This is a genomic window from Pseudomonas gingeri, from assembly GCF_013385635.1.
In the GTDB taxonomy this organism is placed as follows: domain Bacteria; phylum Pseudomonadota; class Gammaproteobacteria; order Pseudomonadales; family Pseudomonadaceae; genus Aquipseudomonas; species Aquipseudomonas gingeri_A.
The window spans coordinates 73738-91557 of the sequence record NZ_JACAPR010000009.1; the positions used below are offsets into that span (position 1 = coordinate 73738).

Below are 17820 nucleotides of genomic sequence, written 5' to 3' on the forward strand. Positions count from 1 at the left end.
AGGGCTTTTTCCTTTGATTATGTAGGCGGCATCTGATTGTCGAAAAACCCACCCTTGGCGGTGGGTTTTTTATTGGCTAACGGCAAAGTGATGGCTTCTTCGCTTCCGCGTTTTGCGTAGGCAATTTCTCTAACACCTCTTCGACCCTCTACTCGGTCTTGTCTGTCGGCGAGAATCCCAAGCTGGTTCCGTAGGTCCATGTAGAGGAAAGCCAATGTTCGATCCAGTCACCGAGTCGTTCTTTCGTCTGGATGTTGCCGGCTTGTCCCATGCGCTGACTGTCACCTCCTTCAGTGGTCACGAGGCCGTCAGCGAGCTGTTCTCTTTCGAGGTGGATGTGCTTGACGAGGAGGCCGCAGCGGACCTGGGCGGATTGATGTACCGCAGTTGTTTCCTGGCCCTGGGGGCGAACGGCCAGGGCATCCACGGACAGATCCAGGGTATCAATCTGCGTTGTGGCGGCCTGGCGCGAGACCATTACCGCCTGCACCTGGGCCCGCGCCTGGGTTGCCTGGCACAGCGCTGGCGACGACGACTGTTCCAGCAGCGATCGGTGCCCGGCATCATTGCCCAGGTGCTCGGCGAGCATGGCCTGGGCGAGGATGCCTTTCGCTTTGCCCTCAAGGGCCGCTGCACCCTGCGCCCGTATTGCGTGCAGTTCGACGAGTCCGACCTGCAGTTCATCCAGCGGCTGTGTGCCGAAGAAGGTATTCACTTTCACTTCCAGCACGCCCGTGACCGTCATCGACTGGTGTTTGCCGACAGCCTGGGGGCCTTGCGTCGTGTGCACGAGGCACGTTTCTGTCCGGAGGAGGGCGCGGGTATCCGGGATTTCTGCGTCAATCTGTCGGGAGATGCCCGCCGACGCGCCGGACGTGCCCAGGAGTCGGCGCAGGGCGAAAGCGATCTTCCGGGGCTGCACTGCGCCAGCTTCATGCCGTTGTCGGGCCACCCTTGTGCGCCGTGGAACCGCCTCTGGCTGCTCACGGCCCTTGAGCATCGTGGGGACAGCAACCCGTTGGATCCGCGGTCGATGATCTACAGCAACATCTTTCGCGCCACCTCCTGGGAGGTGGCCTTGCGTACCCCGGACCGCTACCCGAGGCCGCTGTTGTCCGGCCTGTTCCGGGCCTGGGTGGTCGCGGCGGACAAGCGTAGGGCCAGGTGCGATGCGCAGGGGCGGGTGGCCGTGCAGTTGCTGGCGTTCTATCAGGGCGAGGGGGCCAGCCAGGGTGACTGCTGGCTGCCGCTTGCCCAGTCGACGGCAGGCGAGCGCCAGGCCTTTGCGGCGGGGCTTGAGCCGGGTACCGCGATCTGGGTGCGTTTCCTCGAAGGCGATCCGGATCAACCGCGAATCGTTGGCCGCTGCGATGCCCTGCACTCGAGCCCGGCACCGGCGATCACGCAACGTTGCCCTGGCGGGTCGGCATTCGAGCTGCTGCGCGAGGGGCATCCACTGGTGCTTTTAAGCCAACCCGCGTTTGCTGGCGGCCGGCCGGCTTCCTGGGATTGTCCGGGCACCGTGGCGGGTGGCCAGGGCGGTGTCTCATGATCAGCGATGATCCGGCGACGCCCGGTACGCTGTGGCTGCTCCTGGACATTCCCGGCGCTCCGGGGCTGGTCGCGGCGTTGCGGGAACGCTACGCCAGCTATGAGAGCCACTTGCTGTTCGAAGGCACGCCGTTCCATGGCGTGCGTGACTGGGGGCCGCGGCTGGTGAAGCTGGCCGCGGACTGTCAGTTGGCAAAGCTGAGCCAGACCCGACCCCGGCAATGGGCCGGGCTGTTCCTGCTCAGCCGTGTACCGGTGGCGACCCTGCTCGCGCATTTGCGGCAGATGCTGGTGGTGCGTTTCGATGCGCAGCGCCAGGGTGTGCTCAGTTACTACAACCCGCAGACGGCCAGCTACTTCTTCGATGGCGCGGATGCCCACGAGCTGAGCCGTTGGCTCGGGCCGATCATCCTGCTCTACTGGCACGGCGGCACCTGGGCCGACAAGGCCGTTGGCAGTCTCGGTTGGCAGCAACTGATCAATCCACGCCTGGAGGGGCCCGCCCTGGGGCATCGGGAGTTTCTCGGCGCCATGCAGCAACGGCGCTTGCAGGCCTGCCTGCTGGAGCGACATGCCTATCAGTGGAGCTGTGCCAGCGGCCACGATTACGGCAAGACCTGGCACCATCTGCAGGAAGGCGTCGCCCAGGGCTTCCGCGACAGCGCGACCCTCGATGACTGGCTGGGTCTGCGCGCGCAGTATCCGGCGGCGTCATTTCCGCCTGGCCTGCAGGGTGAGACGCCCGGTGAACGCCTGGAAAACCTGCGCCAGGCCTGGAGTCGGACACACGGCTGACGGCCTGGGTGCGAGTGATAGCCGGGCTCAGTGAGCCGGGCTGTCGAACCAGCGATCCTGCTTGCGCAGCTTCAAGGCACAGGCGGCCAGGGTCAGGCTGCGTAGCAGCATGAACAACAGGAAACTTATCCACAGGCCGTGATTGCCATGGCTGCTCAAGACCCAGGCAAAGGGCAGGCTGAGCAGCACGCTCAGGAGCATGGCATCGCGCATTTCCCTGGCCCGCGTGGCGCCGATGAACAGGCCGTCGAGCAGGTAGCTCCAGACGGCGATCAAGGGCAATACGGCGAGGTAAGGCAGGTAGCCGAAAGCGGTTTCGCGTACGCTGGGGATATCGGTCTGCAGGGTAATGAACAGGTGGCCGCCGAGCAGGAACAGCAGGGCGAAGGCGAGGCTGGCCAGCAGTGACCAGCCGGCGGCAACCACCAGCGATCGGCGCAGGGTCTGCCGTTCGCGGGCGCCGATGGCATGGCCGCACAGGGCTTCCACCGCATGGGCCAGGCCATCGAGGGCGTGCGCTGTCAGCAACAGACCGTTGAGCAGCAAGGCATTGGCCGCGACGGTGGCGTCGCCGAGCCGGGCGCCTTGCACCGTGATCAGGAAAAACACCGATTGCAGGGCCATGCTGCGAATGAATATGTCGCGGTTCACCGTCAGCAACGGCCGCCAGTTCTGCCACAGCGCCAGCGCGGCCCAGGCGACCTTGCCAGGGTGGGTGCGCAAGGCCTTGCCGGTCAGCGCCAGGCCGAGCAGGGCGCCGCTCCATTCGGCGATGACCGAGGCGCGGGCCGAGCCGACCACGCCCCAGTCGAGACCGAGCACGAACCACAGGTTCAGCGCGATATTCATCAGGTTGGTGGTCAGCAGGATCGCCAGCGGCGCACGGGCGTTCTGGGTACCGAGGAACCAGCCGACCAGAGCATAGCTGGCCAGGGCCGCCGGCAGTCCGAACAGCCGTGTGTGGAAGAAGTCCAGGGTCAACTGGTGCAGCTCGACGGAGGGTTGCATGACCTTCAGCGCCAGATCGCTGAAGGGCAGGGCGATCACCCCGAGGAAGGCCGCCAGCCCCAGGCTCAACAGCAGTCCCTGCAAGAGGATCTGCCGCAACGCCGTGCCGTCGCCGCGACCGGCGGCCTGCGCGGCGAATCCGGTGGAGCCCATGCGCAGGAAACCCATGGCCCAGGCCAGGAAAATGTACAGGCTGGCCCCTACCGCCACGGCACCCAGTTGATGGGCATGGGGCAGGTGGCCGATCACGGTGCTGTCGACCAGGGCCACGAGGGGAACGGAAATATTCGACAGGATCATCGGCGCGGCGAGGGCCCAGACCTTGCGGTGGGTTGGGCGGTCGCGCCAGTCAGCGATCAGGGTGGACATGCAGGCTCCTTGAAAGAGCGCGCATTGTAGCGCCGGCCTTGGCGGGCGTGGTGAGCGTCAGTGGATGATCCAACTCAGCAGCCAGAGCCCGAGCACCAGCCAGATGATGCCGAAAATGATCGAAGCGCGCATGAAGGCGCGGACCGCCGAGTAGAGGAACATCAGGCCGATGATCAGGATCAGGATGCTGATCAGCGAGGTGTCCATGCCCAGGGCCCGGGCCAGGCCATCGACGAAGTTGCCGCCGGCGTGGGTCAACAGGTTGAACAGCCCGCTCAGTCCGTCGACGATAAAACGGATCACCGATCCCAGTGCCCGGCCCAGCCACTCGAAAAAACTTTCTGCCTGCATGTGTGTATCCCGATGAGCGTGTGGCGACGGATTTCAGCCTTTGGCCATGAAGCGAGCCGTCGAGTTCCCTTGAGCATAGAGGTTTGCGAGCGGAAATTCAGGATGGCGTGACTGTGCGCCTACTGTCTATTTGAGCATCAGGACCGAATCAAGAGCCTTTTCAGGCTGCCGGTACTGGAAATTGTATATATACAACTTAAGTCATAGGTTTTTTTACTGTGTCGGCGTGAGTTTGTTTGTCATTGATAAGTATGGGTTTTTATATTGGCGTCAAGGAATGGCTATTTAATTGGTATTAGCTTTTTCGTCGATTTTGCAAACTTTATATTAGTTGTTAATACCAAGTTTAGCGTTGTCGAAAGTGGGTTTCGGGACTGTTATACCTGTACGGATGAAAGTATCTCTCGGTCAATGGAACGAGGGGCTTTCTAAAAATAACAGGCAGTACACAGGTGCAAGGACTCACGCTCATGAACACTCAAAAAATATGGTGGAAAGCAAGTACGGCATTGATGTTGGTTGTGGCAGTCAGCCTCTCGGGCTGCAGCAGTGGTGGCGGTGGCAGTCATAGCGAGACCAGTGCTTCGGACGGCAGCTCGGGTGCCGGTGGTGGTAGCGGTGGCGGTAGTGGTGGTGGCACGGGCGGTGGGACCGGTGGCGGCACGGTTGCGCCCCTGGTTACCAGCCGGGTTGTCAGTAGTGTGGGATCCACTACTGATGGCGTGGGCGATCTGGTCAGCACCCTTGGCACCAACCTGGCGGCGGTTCCCCTGCTGGGCAGCACGGCCCTGACCGGTGGCGTCGGTGGCCTGGTGGATTCGACCGGTGATGCGGTGAGCAGCCTGAGTGCCGGCCTGACCAACGGCCTTGGCCAGTTGGGCACCGACGGTAATGCCCTCGGCACCACTGTCGCCGGTGTTGGCGATGCCGCCGGCGACCTGGGGACGGGGGTGTCCCGTCTGGGTAAAGGGGTCAAGGCCTTTGCCGCCACGGCGCCGATTCAGAACATTCCCATCGTCAGCCCGGTAGTGGGGCAAGTCGGCACCCTGGTGGATGGGGTCGGCCAGCGGGTCACCATGCTCGGCGACACCCTCAGCACCGCTTCCACCACCGGTCCATTGGGCGGCTTGACCCAGGGCGTCGGTGACAAGCTGGTCCCGGTGATCTCCCTGGTGGAAAGCACCACGGCCAAGGTCGGTAGTGCGACCGGCCTGGGCAATCCGGTCGGTGGCCTGCTCGAGCGTGTCGGTACGGCGCTGGACACTACCGGTGACAAGGTTGCCGATGCCGGTAACAACAATCCCCTGACCAATACCGTCGGCGGGCTGCTCGGCAATGCCGGTGGCCTGGTCGGCACGGCGGGCGGTTATGTGAATCCCAATGGTTCGGGCAGCGGCTCCGGTTCCGGCGGCCTGCCAGGCCTGGGCGGAGCCGGGCTGCTGGAAACCGTGGGCGGTATCGTCGGCGGTGTCGGCACCGGTGTGGCGGCCGGCAGCAGCAATGGCTTGCTCGATTCGCTGGGGCTGACCGGACTCTCGCTGGGCAACAACATCGCTTCGCTGGGCACCCTGTTCGGTGGCACCGGGATGGCCAACACCGGCGCCGGTGCGCCGCTGGCCAGCCTGGGCGGCAACTTTGGCAATGCGCTGAATCCGGTGACCTCTGGCGTAACCAGCCTGACCCAGAACATCGGCAACACCACCGGCCTGGGCGGCCCGGTGGGCGGCCTGCTGGGGCAGATCGGCAGCGGTGTGAGCGGCATCGGCACCAAGCTTGACAGCGCCAGCAGCAATCCCGTGGTCAGCACACTGGGACAAACCGTCAATGCCGTGGGCGCCACCGTCGGTTCGGTCGGCGGCCTGGTCAACGGCGGAACCGGCACCGGTACCGCGACCGGTGGCAGTGCGGGCGGTCTTGGCGGGTTGCTCAATGGCCTGGGCCTGACCAGTCGAAAATAGCGAATTGCACCTGGCCGATTCGACGGCCATTCCTACAGCGCCTACGCTTGGTTGAGACGAGGGATTCAATTGATTCTCTCGTCTTTTTTCGAGTGCAGTTGCAAGGCTCCTGGACCGGTCGTGTCACAGCAGATGATGCACCGCGAGCCTCAATACTCTTTTTTCGCAACGCCGCTGCGGTCTGGCAATGGAGTGTCCCATGCGCGTTTTTGCCCTGTTTTCGTTGTGCGCCCTCTGTTCATCCGTCTACGCCGATACCCTGCCCAGTTTTCTCAACAGCAACGACACCGTTCGCACCCTGCCGACCCCGAACCTGCCTGCTGACGCCTACCGTCCGCAGAGCATCAGCCCGCAGTTGCCACAACCCGCTGCAAGCCAGGGCCAGGCGTTGCTGATGGGAACCAGAGTGACCATCCGCAAGCTGCAGATCGAAGGCGGGACGATCTATCCGTTGCAGGAACTCGGTGCGCTGTATCAGCCCTTGATGGGGCACGAGACGACCCTGGCCGATCTGATCGAGGCCACACGCGGCATCACCCGTCGTTATCAGGAAGATGGTTATCTGCTGTCCTACGCGTTCCTGCCTCCGCAGGACTTCAACCAGGGTCTGGTCCGCGTGGTGCTGGTCGAGGGCTATATCCGCGACTACCAGTTGCAGGGGGATATCGGCGCGGTGTCCGGGCTCCTCGACAAGCTGGTGGCCAAGCTCAAGGCCGAGCGCCCACTGACTCGCAAGACGTTCGAACGCTACACCACCCTGATGAGCCGGATTCCCGGCGTGGCCCTGCAGGCCCAGGTCCCACCGCCCGGGACTACCGACGGCGCGACCAGCCTGATCGCGATCGCCAGTCGCAAGCCGTTCACCACGTCCCTGAATACCGTGGACAGCAGTCGCGACAGCCTGCAGGCGCTGCTCGGTGCCAGCAGCAACGCCTGGACATCGATGGGCGAGCAACTGAGCGTGAGCGGCCTGTTTCCACCGGGCAAGGACAAGGAACATTACTACCGCGTCGACTACAGCCAGTTCCTCAATGCCGAAGGCACCCAACTGAGCCTGTACGGGTCGCACTATCGCAGTGATCCCAGCAGCAACCTGATCCTGGACAACAACCTCGAACTGGAGCCCCATCGTCAGAACGATCGCTTTTCCATCGGCGTCAGCCATCCGCTGATTGCTGCCAGCAACGAATGGCTGAGTCTCGGCGGACGGCTCTATGGCGTGAATGACAAGACCCGTTACCAGGTGGTCGGGCAACCGCTGAAGGTGGAGGAGAAGACTGACCTGCGTGCACTGGCATTCGAGGGTGACTGGCGCAAATCGGATGCCGAGCGCCTGCGTATTCTCAGTGCCGGTGTCTACCAGGGCATCAATGGCATGGGCGCCAATACCAACAACGAGCTGTACGACCTGGACTTCTTCCGGCTACGGCTGTCGGGGGTGCAGAGCGACAAGTTTTTCGAGCATTGGCAGGGCGTGATCTCGGCGGCGCTGTACTGGAGCCGGGACAACCTGCCGGACAGCGAACGGGCGGTGTTCGGCGGGCAGAATTTCGGCCGCGGTTATCCGGATGACCAGGGCAATGGCGACAAGGGCTGGGGCGTGGCCTATGAGCTGAACTACAGCTTCAGCCGCGACGGTGCCTGGGTCAAGGTGCTGCAGCCCTATGTGGTACTGGACCGGGCGCGAGCCTGGTTCAATGAATCGCCGATCAAGGCCTCGGACATGTCCTCGGCGGCGCTGGGCTTTCGCTTCGGCGACGGGCGCTACTACAACATCGCCCTGGAAGCGGCCAAGCCCATGTCCGATATGGCGTTGGACACCTTCAATCGACGGCCGCGCTATACCCTCAGTTTCAGCTATCAATTGTAGGGCGATGCAGGCGCCGGCTTGCTTGCCGGCGCTTTTGCTGTTCGCAGTAAGTCTGGCGTCAGGAGTCGGGTGGGTGGGCGTGATTCAGGAACCCACAACCTGTATCCGTGGCTGCGGAAACAGGTTGTTGAGGGTTTCCAGCAGGCGCACGTGATAGATGGGTTTGCGGAACAGGTCGAGGACCTGCAGGCGCAGCATATCGCTGACATCGTCCATGTCGGCGTGACCGGACGTCACGATCACCGGCAGGTGTTGGCGGGAGGTGTGTTCGCGCAAGCGCTTGATCAGCGACATGCCGCTTTCCTCGGGCATGCGCAGGTCAGTGATGACCAGCGCAATGTCCGGGTGTTTGGTCAGGTGGAACAACGCCTGCTTGACCGACGTCGCGGTAAAGCAGGAGAACCCTTCTCCTTCCAGCAGTTCGGCCAGTTCCAGGAGGGCGTCCTCTTCGTCATCCACTAGAAGGAGCTGTTGGCGTGGGGGAGCAGAGGAAGTCATGGGTGATTCCTGTTACTGGGTTTGCATGGGAGTGTAGCGCCTCTTTGAGGGATATGAGGAGTCAGTCTAGGAGCCTATGCCATTTTTGATATTGGTGAATATCGTCTCTATTTTGTCCCCTATACCACCCGCCAAACCCGCAATCACCACGGCGACCATTGCTGCAACAATCGCATACTCGATACCCGAAGCACCCTCTTTGCGGTGAAAGAAAACCTGGACCTGCACATACAGCCTGGTAAAGAAATCAAGGAACATCTGACATCTCCTTGCGCTTGAAAGCGCTGTTACAGCGGTCTTGCGACATGGTTCCCCTATGCCATCACAGCATTGTCAAGAAAACGGCGGCCAACAACTGTAAGAACGGATTAATCACAAAGTATTAATCCGGAAGTTGGCGTCAATAAATGTCGGTTTTCTTGCTCTTTCTTTGGATATTTTTCGCTCGGTAATGGCGTTTTGTCCTAGCTGCGCTACCTTCAAATAGCGAAATAGTTGATGTTCATAGCTGCCTGAATGCGCAGGTTTTTCAGTCTGTCGTGCAGCAGGAAAGGGAGAGCCGTCATGAACAGTCGCGTCACCATGGTGCTCGCGGTCATTTTGTTGATCGGCGCCCTCATTGCCGGTTATTGGGGATTGACGCTGAGTCGTCAGCCGGCACCGGTCGCTCCGCCGGAGACGCCCACCGCACCTGTCGAAAAAGCCGTGGCCAGTGCCGAAGACCAGGCCCGCCAACCGGTGGTGGTCCTGGCCCACGATGTCCCTCCTTTTGTCCCGCTGACGGCCGCCGACCTGGTGGTCGAACGGCTGCGCAATGCACCGGCCGGCAGCTTGAGTTCATTGCAACAGGCGGTGGACCGCACGCCCTGGCGCCCGCTGAAGGCGGGGACCTGGCTCAGCGACGAGAGCTTCCAGGCCGGCGGCCCGCTGGCGCGGATGATCCGTTCCGATGAGCGCGCGCTGGCGGTGGCCGTGGATGAAGTGATCGGCGCGGGCGGTCAGTTGACCCCGGGCGATTACGTCGATGTGCTGCTGTTCCTGCGCCAGGACGCGAGCAATCTGCAGCAGTCGGCCCAGGTGGTGATCCCGGCGATGCGTCTGCTCAGTGTCGGCGATCAGCTGGGCCTGACCAATGACGGCAATCCCGCCACCCCGGCCATGACGGCAGACGAGCGCGCCCGCCAGGAGCAGCGTCGCGCCGGTGCGCGCACCGTGGTCCTGGCGGTTCCCGAACGACTGCTGAGCCGGATGATGCTGGCGACCCAGGTCGGCACCCTGCGCCTGGCGGTGCGCAGTGCCGACGAACATCTGCTGCCGCGCTACTGGGCCGGGGAAAACGCCGGTTCCGGCCAGCTCGATGCGGCCAGCCACGATCTGTTCCAGTTCACCCAGCTGGCCTTGGCCGGTGCGCCCAAGGGCCAGTCCCTGGCGACGCCGGGTGCGGGACATGGCCGCGCTGTCGAGGTGATTCGTGGCAATCAAATCAGTCAACAAACGCCCTGATCTGCAAGGAAGTTATGGATGAGTGGATCGCTGTCGAGCGTCAAACGCGTGGTCTGGGCCCTGGTCCTGGGGAGTTTGCCGTTGGAGTCCGCCCTCGCGGCTTCGGTTGCCTGCTCCGGCCTCGGGCAATTGCCCGCCGTGGTGGAAGTGGGCGAAGGCCAGCAGCAGGCGTTGCAGTCGCCGGTGGCAATCACCCGCCTGGCCGTGGGCGATCCGAAAATCGCTGATGTGCATCTCAACGGCAACCAGGGCTTCCTGCTCACCGGCATGGCGCCGGGGGCCACCAGCCTGATGGTCTGGACAGCCTGTTCCAGCGCGCCGCGCCAGAGCATGGTATTTGTCCAGGGCAAGGCCACGGCGGGACTGACCACGGCCTCGGTATCGCCCTCGGCGGATCCCTCGTTGCCCAGCCAGGTACAGACCGATATCCGTTTTGTCGAAGTTAGCCGGACCAAGCTCAAGGAAGCGGGAACTTCGATTTTCGGCCAGGGCAAAAACTTCCTGTTTGGTACCCCGGGCACTCAGGTCGGCAGCAGCTTGACCGGAGGGCTGCCCTTCGACACCGGCGGCTTCAATATCGGTTTTGGCGGCGGGCGCGTCAAAGCGCTGATCAATGCCCTGGAAAGCAGCGGCTTCGCCTACACCCTGGCGCGTCCCAGCCTGGTCGCCCTGAGCGGGCAGAGCGCGAGTTTCCTGGCCGGTGGCGAGATCCCGATTCCGGTGCCCAGCAGTGGCAGCGACACGATCTCCATCGAGTACAAGGAGTTCGGTATTCGCCTGACACTGACGCCGACGGTGATCGGCAAAAACCGCATCACCCTGAAAGTCGCGCCCGAGGTCAGCGAACTGGACTACAGCAATGCGGTGACCATCTCCGGTACTCCGGTGCCGGCACTGACGATCCGCCGTACCGATACCAGCATTTCCCTGGCCGACGGCGAGAGCTTCGTCATCAGTGGCCTGATCAGCACCCGCAACAGCTCCCAGGTCAACAAATTGCCCGGACTTGGCGAGATACCGGTGCTGGGCGCGTTCTTTCGCAACTCGAGCCTCAAGCGCGAAGAACAGGAACTGCTGATGATCGTCACCCCGCACCTGGTCCAACCGCTCGCGGCGGATGCCCAGTTGCCCGGCCTGCCGGGGGAGAAACTGCGTCAATACGACCCGAACTGGTTCCGGCTGTTCTTCCTCGACAACGGCAACTACGACCGCCGCAGTGGGTTATCGCAATGAGCCAGAGCCTGAGCCAGACCTTTCTGGCAATCACCCGCAACACCACGGACCTGGAATGGCTGCAGGGCGCGCTGGCGCCGCTGGGGCAGGTGGTGAGCGCTGGCGGCAGCCTCGATGAATTGCTCTCGCTGGTGGATGTCACCTTTGCCGGGTTGATCTTCGTTGGCCTCGACCGCGAGAACCTGGTGGCCCAGAGCGCCCTGATCGAGGGCGTGCTGGAGGCCAAGCCAATGCTGGCGATCGTCGCCCTCGGCGACGGCATGGACAACCAGTTGGTGCTCAACGCGATGCGGGCCGGCGCCCGGGATTTTGTCGCCTATGGTTCGCGTTCCAGCGAAGTGGCCGGGCTGGTCCGACGCCTGAGCAAGCGCCTGCCGGCGGTGACCCCCAGTACCCAACTGGGCGGCTTTACCGTGCTCTACGGCGCCCAGGGCAATGCCGACGGTGCGTTGTTGGCCACGCACCTGGCGCTGGTGGTGCAGAAAAGCGGGCAACAGACCCTGCTGCTCGACCTGGGTCTGCCCCGAGGCGACAGCCTGGCGCTGCTGGGCCTGGAAAGTTCGTTTCATTTTGGCGATGCCCTGCGTCACCTGCGCCGACTGGATGCGACGATGATCGACAGTGCCTTCACCAGCGCCGAGGCGGGCCTGCGCATCCTCGCCTATGCGAGCAGCGACGAGCCGCTCAAGCGCACCAGTGCCGCCGAGTTGTACATGCTGCTCAGCGCCTTGCGCCAGCACTTCCAGCATATCGTGGTGAACCTCACCGGGCAGTCCGACAGCGAAGCCCTGCGCACCTTTGTCAGCCATTGCGACAAGCTGCTCTGGTACACCGACCAGAGTGTCCTCGACTGCCGACGCAACCTGACGGTGCTCAACCTGTGGCGCGAGAAAGGCATGAAGCTCGACCACGCCCGGCTGCTGGTCGACCGCTACCTCAAAGGGGTTTCGCCGGACTCGGAAACCCTCGGCAAGACCTTCGGCTTCGAGGTCATCTCGGTGCTGCCCCATGGCGCCGAGGTTCGGCTCAATGCGAAGAACCAGGGCCAGACCCTCTTCGAACTGGCCCCCCGCGAAGCACTCACCCAGGGACTCAAGACCCTGGGTGAGCGCCTGGCCAAGCGCTCCGAGGGACGCACCAAAACGTCCGAGGGCTGGCTCAACCGGCTCTGGGGACACAAGTGATGGCCGAGAAACTGTTCGGCGGCCAGTCGCGCTCGTCGGTCGGCAATACCGACCACGAAGGCCTCAAGCTGGTGCTGCACCGCTATATCATCGATGCTATCGAGGAGTCGGGGAAAAACCTGCTGGAAGGCTCGCGCCAGGCCCTGGCGCAGTTTGTCATCGACAAGGTCGGCGAGTACGTGTCGCGCCTGCACCTGGCGATTTCCCGCTACGAGATGGAGCGGCTCGCCGAGGAAATCGTCGATGAGTTGACCGGGTTCGGTCCGCTGGAAGTGCTGCTGCGCGATACGGCGGTGACCGAGATCCTGGTCAACGGTCCGCACCGGGTGTTTGTCGAGCGCGACGGCATCCTGCACCAGAGTGACCTGCGGTTTATCGATGACCATCACGTGGAGCGGGTCATCCAGCGGATTCTCGCGCCCCTCGGACGGCGCCTGGACGAGTCGTCGCCGATGGTCGATGCGCGGATGCCCGATGGCAGCCGGGTCAATGCGATCATCCCGCCGATTGCCCTGGACGGGCCTTGCCTGTCGATCCGCAAATTTCGCAAGGACATGCTCAAGAGCAGCGACCTGGTGGCGATGCAGACCATCGACCAGGCCATCTTCGAGTTTTTCCAGGAGGCCGTGGGCAAGCGTTGCAATGTCCTGATCAGCGGCGGCACCGGCACCGGCAAGACCACCTTGCTCAATATCCTCAGTCAACTGATCAACCGCCATGAGCGACTGGTCACCATCGAAGACGTCGCCGAGCTGCAACTCAATCACCCCCATGTGGTGCGCCTGGAAACCCGCCCGCCGAATGCCGAGGGCCATGGCGAAGTGAAGTCCAGCGACCTGATCCGCAACGCCCTGCGGATGCGTCCGGACCGGATCATTCTCGGCGAGATTCGCGGCGTCGAAGTGCTCGATGTGCTGACGGCGATGAACACCGGTCACGACGGCTCCATGAGCACCGTGCATGCCAACAATGCCCAGGATGCCCTGTTGCGGCTGGAGACCCTGGTAGGACTGACTGGGCGCCAGGTGGCGGAGAAGACCTTGCGGCAGATGATCTGCGCGGCGCTGGACGTGGTGATCCAGCTGACCCGCATGCCCGACGGTCGACGCTGTGTCAGCGAGGTGGTGGAAGTGGTGGGTGTGCGCGATGACGTCTATGTCACCAATACCCTGTTCCGTCTGGATCGGCGTACCGGTTTCGGCTTCCTGCGCGATGCCGTCAATCCGGCGGGCGACAAGTTGCGACGCGAGTCGTCCCTGACCTTTGACGATTGAGGAGGCTCGACCATGCTTGGCGCGCTGTTGCTCGGTCTGATCTGCCTGCTGTTGCTCGGGGGCTCGGTGCGCCTGTTCTATCTGGGCATGCGCAAGACCGGTAATGAGCGGGTACTGAGCCGGCTGGCCGAGGGGCAGCCGGAATTGGCCAGCGCCGTGAGCCCGGGCAAGCACCGCCTGGATCGACTGTTTCTGCGCGCCGGCCTCGACCGTCCCGGGGAGCGACTTGGCCTGTGGCTGGTGATGTGGGCGGTGCTTGTGTTGATGGGCGCACTGGCGGCAGGCTGGATCGGTGGGCTGGTCATGCTGGTGATGCCGCCTCTTGGCCTGCGGCTGTTTGTCGGCTGGCGCTACCAGCGCCGGGTGCGCCGCATGGTCGAACAACTGCCGCCCTTGCTCGATCATGCCGTGCGCAGCCTGAAGTCCGGCAAGACCCTGGCCGATGCGATCCTGGGTGGCATCGAGGCATCGGCGGACCCGTTGCGCGAGGCCATGGGCCGGGTGCGTCGCAATGTCGACCTGGGGGTCAGCCTGCCTGAAGCGGCCAGCGATTTTGCCGAGTTCTACGAGCGCGAGGAGTTCCGTTTCCTGGCGCTCGGCCTGAAGGTCAATCATCGCTATGGCGGCAATGCCAGCGAGTTGCTGGAGAACCTGATCAAGCTGATCCGCGAGCGTGAGCAAGGCGCGCGACAACTGCGCGCCATGACTGGCGAGACACGCATGACGGCGGTGGTCCTGGCCTTGTTGCCGGTCAGCGTGGCGGGTTACTTCATGGTGACCAACCCCGGTTATCTGATGAACATGTGGCAGGACCCGAGCGGCCAGCGCATGTTGCTGGTCTCCTTCGGCCTCCAGGTGTTCGGTTGCCTGGCGCTGTGGCGCATGTTGCGGAGCGTATGAAATGGCCCTGTTGATCAGCGCACTGCTGTTTCTCGCCGCCCTGGTGCTGGTTGTCGGCAGCCTGTTGCAGGATCGCCAGCGTGAACGGGCGGTGACGCAGCGCTTGCAGGGGCATATGGTCCGCGAAGCCGGCAAGCTCAGCGGCTGGTTGCGGGCGTTGGGCGATAGCCGTTTCGGACAACGCTCGGTGAGCCTGGATAACGAAACCCAGGTGTTGCTCAACCGTGTCGGTTGGCGCAAGGCGAGCCAGCGTTCGTTATATGCCGCCAGTCAGATCGGCGTGCCGTTGCTGGCATTGGTGATTGTGCTAGTGGGGCAGGGGGTGTTTTTTCCCAAGCTCGAATCGCCCTGGATCGCACCTTTCCTGGCGCTGGCGGCGGGTTACCTGTTGCCCAAGCGCATCCTGGCCGCGGTGGCCAGGAACCGGCAGAAACAGGTCGCCATCGAAGTCTCGACCTTTATCCCCCTGCTGCGGATTCTCTTTGAGTCGGGCATGGCAGTGGAGCAGGCGTTACGGGTGCTCGCCAACGAGTCCGGGCAGTTGCTGCCGGTGCTGACCGGCGAATTGCGCCTGGTGCTGGCGCGGGTCGATTCGGGCCTTGAACTCGGCGAAGAGCTGGGCAAGGCGGCGAGGTTGCTGGCGGTGGACGAGTTTGACGACACCTGCGTGATTCTCCAGCAATTGATCCAGCAGGGCGGCGGGGCGATGAAGTCGCTGCTGGCACTCAAGCAGTTGCTGGATGACCGACGCCTGACCCGCCTGCAGGAATACATTTCCAAGATGTCGGCGAAGATGTCCGTGGTGATGATGGTGTTTCTGTTTCCGGCGTTATTGATTGTCCTCGCCGGGCCTGGCTTTACCGCCTTGGCCAGGGCTTTTGGCACATCCTAGGGAGTGATGCGATGAAAGCAGTGATTGCGGGGCTGGCTCTGCTGGCGCTGGGTGGCTGTGCCACGGATGGGCGTGCGCCGTGGGCGGCCCTGGCGGGCGGCAGTTGCGGCAAACCCAGCTCCGATCAGGAGTTGTCGCTGAACCTGGCGGACGATATGGCCAACGAGGGCAAGCTGCACGCCAGCCTCGCCAACCTGCAGAAGTTGCCGGAAAGCCTGGATGAGGTGCGCTTGCGCAAGGCGCGGGTCTATCGGCAACTGGGCCGTAGCGAAGCGGAGCCGCTGTATCGCAGCCTGCTCGGCACCTGCCTGGCGGCCGAGGGCGAGCATGGACTCGGGCAACTGGCCGCCGCGCGCAAGGACAGCGGCCAGGCCATGGCGCATCTGCAGCGGGCGGCACGCCTGGCGCCGACCGACGAGAAGGTGCGCAATGACCTGGGGGTGGTCTACCTCAATCAATTGCGCCTGGAGGATGCGCGTTTCGAGTTCCTCACCGCCATCGAGCTCAAGCAGTCCGACCCACTGGCGGCGGTGAACCTGGTCACGTTGCTGATCTACCAGGACAACTGGAGCCAGGCGGCGCAACTGGTGACACGCCTGGGCCTGAGTCCCGAACAGGTCAGCGACGCCCAGGCTCGCGCGCAGCAACTCAAGAACCCGGCAGCGTCAGGATCGGATCAGGTCGCGGTGGTGGCCGGGGCGGACAAGCCGGCCGTCAAGTAAATCGCCGCCAAGTCGAGGGAAGGGAGGTCGAGATGAACTATCGAGCAGGGTGGGTCGCAGGCGGCCTGTTGTTGTCACTGACGGTCCAGGCCATTGAGTCGGGACCGTCGTCGCGTTATCAACAGGAGACGGAAAACTGGCTGCAGTTGCAGGTGCGGGGCCAGCAACGCTCCCCCACGCCCCAGGTGGCGACGCCAAGCGAGCGCGAACAGAGCCTGCAGCGCTGGCTGGACAGCTACAAGCATCCGATCCCGGATTTCTACAAGCAGGATGAGGGCGGGAGGGTCAAGGGCAATTGAGCATGCCCTTGGGCCCGGCGGATCAATGCGCGGTCGCGTCCCGCTGTCGTGCTCCGCCGGGTGACAAGGCCAGGGCCAGTTGCGTGCGGTTATGCATGTGGGTCAGGCGCAGGACCTGCGACACGTAGAGCTTCACGGTATTTTCGGTGATGCCCAGTTCGCAGGCGATCTGGTAGTTGGTCTGCCCCTTGCCCACCAGCCGCGCCACATCCACTTGCCGGGGCGACAGCTGATTGAAGATGGCCGGTGCCTCCAGGCTGTCGGAGTCGTTCAGGTCTTCCCCGCTGGCGACGTCGCGTGTGCCTTGGTGTGTGTGTCGAGCCCTATCCAGGTCGTGGTAGAGATCGTCGATGGACTCGGCGAGGAACTGCAGTTTCTGGTTCAGGTGCCCGAGGTTGTCACTGTGGCTGCGCTCGGCGACCACCGCCTCCTGGCGCTGGATCCCTTCGAGCAACTCGTCGAGGTCCACCGGTTTCTGGTAGTAGTCGGCAATACCGGCGCGCAGCGCCTTGATCACATCCTGCTTGTCGGCGCGGCCGGTCAGCATGATCGACTCGAAGACCCGCCGCTTGCCGGCCAGCCGTTGCAGCTCCTGGACCAGTTCGATGCCGTCGAGTTCGGGCATATGCAGGTCGCACAGGACCAGCCCGATGCTGGCATCTTCCTTGAACCGCTCGATGGCCTGTCGGCTGGAGAGGCAGGGTATGCAGCGGTAGCCGCTGCTTTCCAGGAATTCGCAGAGTTCTTCCACGATCAGCGGCTGGTCGTCGACTACCAGCACCTTCACTTGAGACACAAGCTTGTTCACGCGCTACTCCATGCCTTGCGAGCCAATGACTACGAGTTCCCTGCCCACACGCGCAACTTCGGGGGCTTTGAATAAAAGTAGACGCACTTTCCTACTATGTACATAGAAGTAGCCTGCGCTACGACTAATGGATGCCGAGTGTCATACAAAAAAGACCCATCCACAGAAAGGGGGCAAAGGGCTGTTTTTTTGACAGGCCCGGTTCGAGATGCCGCAGGACCTGCTTAAGTCGTTGACCCAGCAGCGGCCAGAGCCTGGGGCCCAGCCAGAGCCAGAGGACACTGGTCACGCCGGCGCCGATAAAGGTCCCGAGCAGGTAGCGGCTGTCGCTCGCCAGCGCCAGTGCCGCAAGCAGCTTGACGTCGCCGGCACCGAGTCGCCCCGTGGCATAACCGGGCAGGGTGAACAGCAAGGCCAGCAGAAACGCCCAGCCGCCTTGCTGCGCGGTGGCGCCCAACCAGGTCGTGCCGGTCCAGAGCAGATAGGCCAGGGCCAGTGCCGCGGCACCCAGGGTCAGGCTGTTGGCGATTTGCCGTTGGCGCAGATCCTGCGCCGCACAGAGCGTGAACCAGAGAAGTAGGACAAGGCTATGCATCGGGTAAAAA

Annotated in this window: 18 protein-coding genes; 12 read left to right on the forward strand and 6 right to left on the reverse strand. The window is 63.2% G+C overall.

Going from position 1 to position 17820, the window contains the following annotated elements:
• The first annotated feature begins 214 nt into the window (after positions 1-214).
• The gene (locus HX851_RS38455; RefSeq protein ID WP_177064604.1) at positions 215-1552 is read left to right on the forward strand and encodes a contractile injection system protein, VgrG/Pvc8 family; all 1338 of its coding nucleotides are present in this window, start codon (positions 215-217) and stop codon (positions 1550-1552) included.
• The gene (locus HX851_RS38460) at positions 1549-2346 is read left to right on the forward strand and encodes a DUF4123 domain-containing protein (RefSeq protein WP_177064606.1); all 798 of its coding nucleotides are present in this window, start codon (positions 1549-1551) and stop codon (positions 2344-2346) included. The genes HX851_RS38455 and HX851_RS38460 overlap by 4 nt, the downstream gene beginning before the upstream one ends.
• A gap of 27 nt (positions 2347-2373) precedes the next feature.
• On the opposite strand, the gene HX851_RS38465 is transcribed toward HX851_RS38460, so the two are convergent.
• Both HX851_RS38465 and HX851_RS38470 read right to left on the reverse strand, forming a co-directional pair.
• Positions 2374-3723 (reverse strand): MATE family efflux transporter, encoded by a 1350-nt coding sequence (locus tag HX851_RS38465; RefSeq protein ID WP_177062592.1) that lies wholly within the window; start codon positions 3721-3723, stop codon positions 2374-2376.
• A gap of 57 nt (positions 3724-3780) precedes the next feature.
• Positions 3781-4074: a hypothetical protein gene (locus HX851_RS38470; protein WP_177062591.1), complete on the reverse strand. Its 294-nt coding sequence runs from the start codon at positions 4072-4074 to the stop codon at positions 3781-3783.
• 470 nt (positions 4075-4544) lie between these two features.
• Between HX851_RS38470 and HX851_RS38475 the strand changes: the two genes are divergently transcribed.
• Together HX851_RS38475 and HX851_RS38480 are read left to right on the forward strand one after the other, a co-directional pair.
• Positions 4545-6032: a collagen-like triple helix repeat-containing protein gene (locus HX851_RS38475; protein WP_177064608.1), complete on the forward strand. Its 1488-nt coding sequence runs from the start codon at positions 4545-4547 to the stop codon at positions 6030-6032.
• 199 nt (positions 6033-6231) lie between these two features.
• On the forward strand, positions 6232-7902 hold the full coding sequence (locus HX851_RS38480; RefSeq protein WP_177062589.1) for a ShlB/FhaC/HecB family hemolysin secretion/activation protein: 1671 nt from the start codon (positions 6232-6234) through the stop codon (positions 7900-7902).
• An 84-nt stretch (positions 7903-7986) separates the two neighbouring features.
• On the opposite strand, the gene HX851_RS38485 is transcribed toward HX851_RS38480, so the two are convergent.
• Both HX851_RS38485 and HX851_RS38490 read right to left on the reverse strand, forming a co-directional pair.
• Positions 7987-8400, reverse strand: coding sequence for a response regulator (locus HX851_RS38485; protein WP_177062588.1), 414 nt, complete (start codon positions 8398-8400; stop codon positions 7987-7989).
• Between the two features lie 66 nt (positions 8401-8466).
• Positions 8467-8658 carry a Flp family type IVb pilin gene (locus HX851_RS38490; RefSeq protein ID WP_177064610.1) on the reverse strand — a complete coding sequence of 64 codons (192 nt, stop codon included), beginning with the start codon at positions 8656-8658 and terminating at the stop codon, positions 8467-8469.
• A gap of 306 nt (positions 8659-8964) precedes the next feature.
• On the opposite strand from HX851_RS38490, the gene cpaB reads away from it, so the two are divergent.
• The 8 genes from cpaB to HX851_RS38530 are packed head-to-tail and all read left to right on the forward strand — an operon-like array spanning position 8965 to position 16407.
• On the forward strand, positions 8965-9903 hold the full coding sequence (gene cpaB, locus HX851_RS38495; protein WP_177064613.1) for a Flp pilus assembly protein CpaB: 939 nt from the start codon (positions 8965-8967) through the stop codon (positions 9901-9903).
• A gap of 18 nt (positions 9904-9921) precedes the next feature.
• Positions 9922-11136, forward strand: a complete 1215-nt coding sequence (locus HX851_RS38500) for a type II and III secretion system protein family protein (protein WP_177062584.1) — start codon at positions 9922-9924, stop codon at positions 11134-11136.
• On the forward strand, positions 11133-12320 hold the full coding sequence (locus HX851_RS38505; RefSeq protein ID WP_177062582.1) for a CpaE/TadZ family protein: 1188 nt from the start codon (positions 11133-11135) through the stop codon (positions 12318-12320). The genes HX851_RS38500 and HX851_RS38505 overlap by 4 nt, the downstream gene beginning before the upstream one ends.
• Positions 12317-13594, forward strand: coding sequence for a TadA family conjugal transfer-associated ATPase (locus HX851_RS38510; RefSeq protein WP_369680901.1), 1278 nt, complete (start codon positions 12317-12319; stop codon positions 13592-13594). Before HX851_RS38505 ends, HX851_RS38510 begins: the two co-directional genes overlap by 4 nt.
• Before the next feature lie 12 nt (positions 13595-13606).
• The gene (locus HX851_RS38515; protein WP_177062578.1) at positions 13607-14494 is read left to right on the forward strand and encodes a type II secretion system F family protein; all 888 of its coding nucleotides are present in this window, start codon (positions 13607-13609) and stop codon (positions 14492-14494) included.
• A gap of 1 nt (position 14495) precedes the next feature.
• Positions 14496-15386, forward strand: coding sequence for a type II secretion system F family protein (locus tag HX851_RS38520; protein ID WP_177062576.1), 891 nt, complete (start codon positions 14496-14498; stop codon positions 15384-15386).
• Between the two features lie 11 nt (positions 15387-15397).
• Positions 15398-16108, forward strand: a complete 711-nt coding sequence (locus HX851_RS38525; RefSeq protein ID WP_177062575.1) for a tetratricopeptide repeat protein — start codon at positions 15398-15400, stop codon at positions 16106-16108.
• 32 nt (positions 16109-16140) lie between these two features.
• Positions 16141-16407, forward strand: coding sequence for a DUF3613 domain-containing protein (locus tag HX851_RS38530; RefSeq protein ID WP_177064615.1), 267 nt, complete (start codon positions 16141-16143; stop codon positions 16405-16407).
• Between the two features lie 22 nt (positions 16408-16429).
• On the opposite strand, the gene HX851_RS38535 is transcribed toward HX851_RS38530, so the two are convergent.
• Together HX851_RS38535 and HX851_RS38540 are read right to left on the reverse strand one after the other, a co-directional pair.
• Positions 16430-17215: a response regulator transcription factor gene (locus HX851_RS38535; protein WP_177062572.1), complete on the reverse strand. Its 786-nt coding sequence runs from the start codon at positions 17213-17215 to the stop codon at positions 16430-16432.
• Positions 17216-17339: 124 nt separating this feature from the next.
• Positions 17340-17810 carry a prepilin peptidase gene (locus tag HX851_RS38540; RefSeq protein ID WP_177062571.1) on the reverse strand — a complete coding sequence of 157 codons (471 nt, stop codon included), beginning with the start codon at positions 17808-17810 and terminating at the stop codon, positions 17340-17342.
• Positions 17811-17820 lie beyond the last annotated feature (10 nt).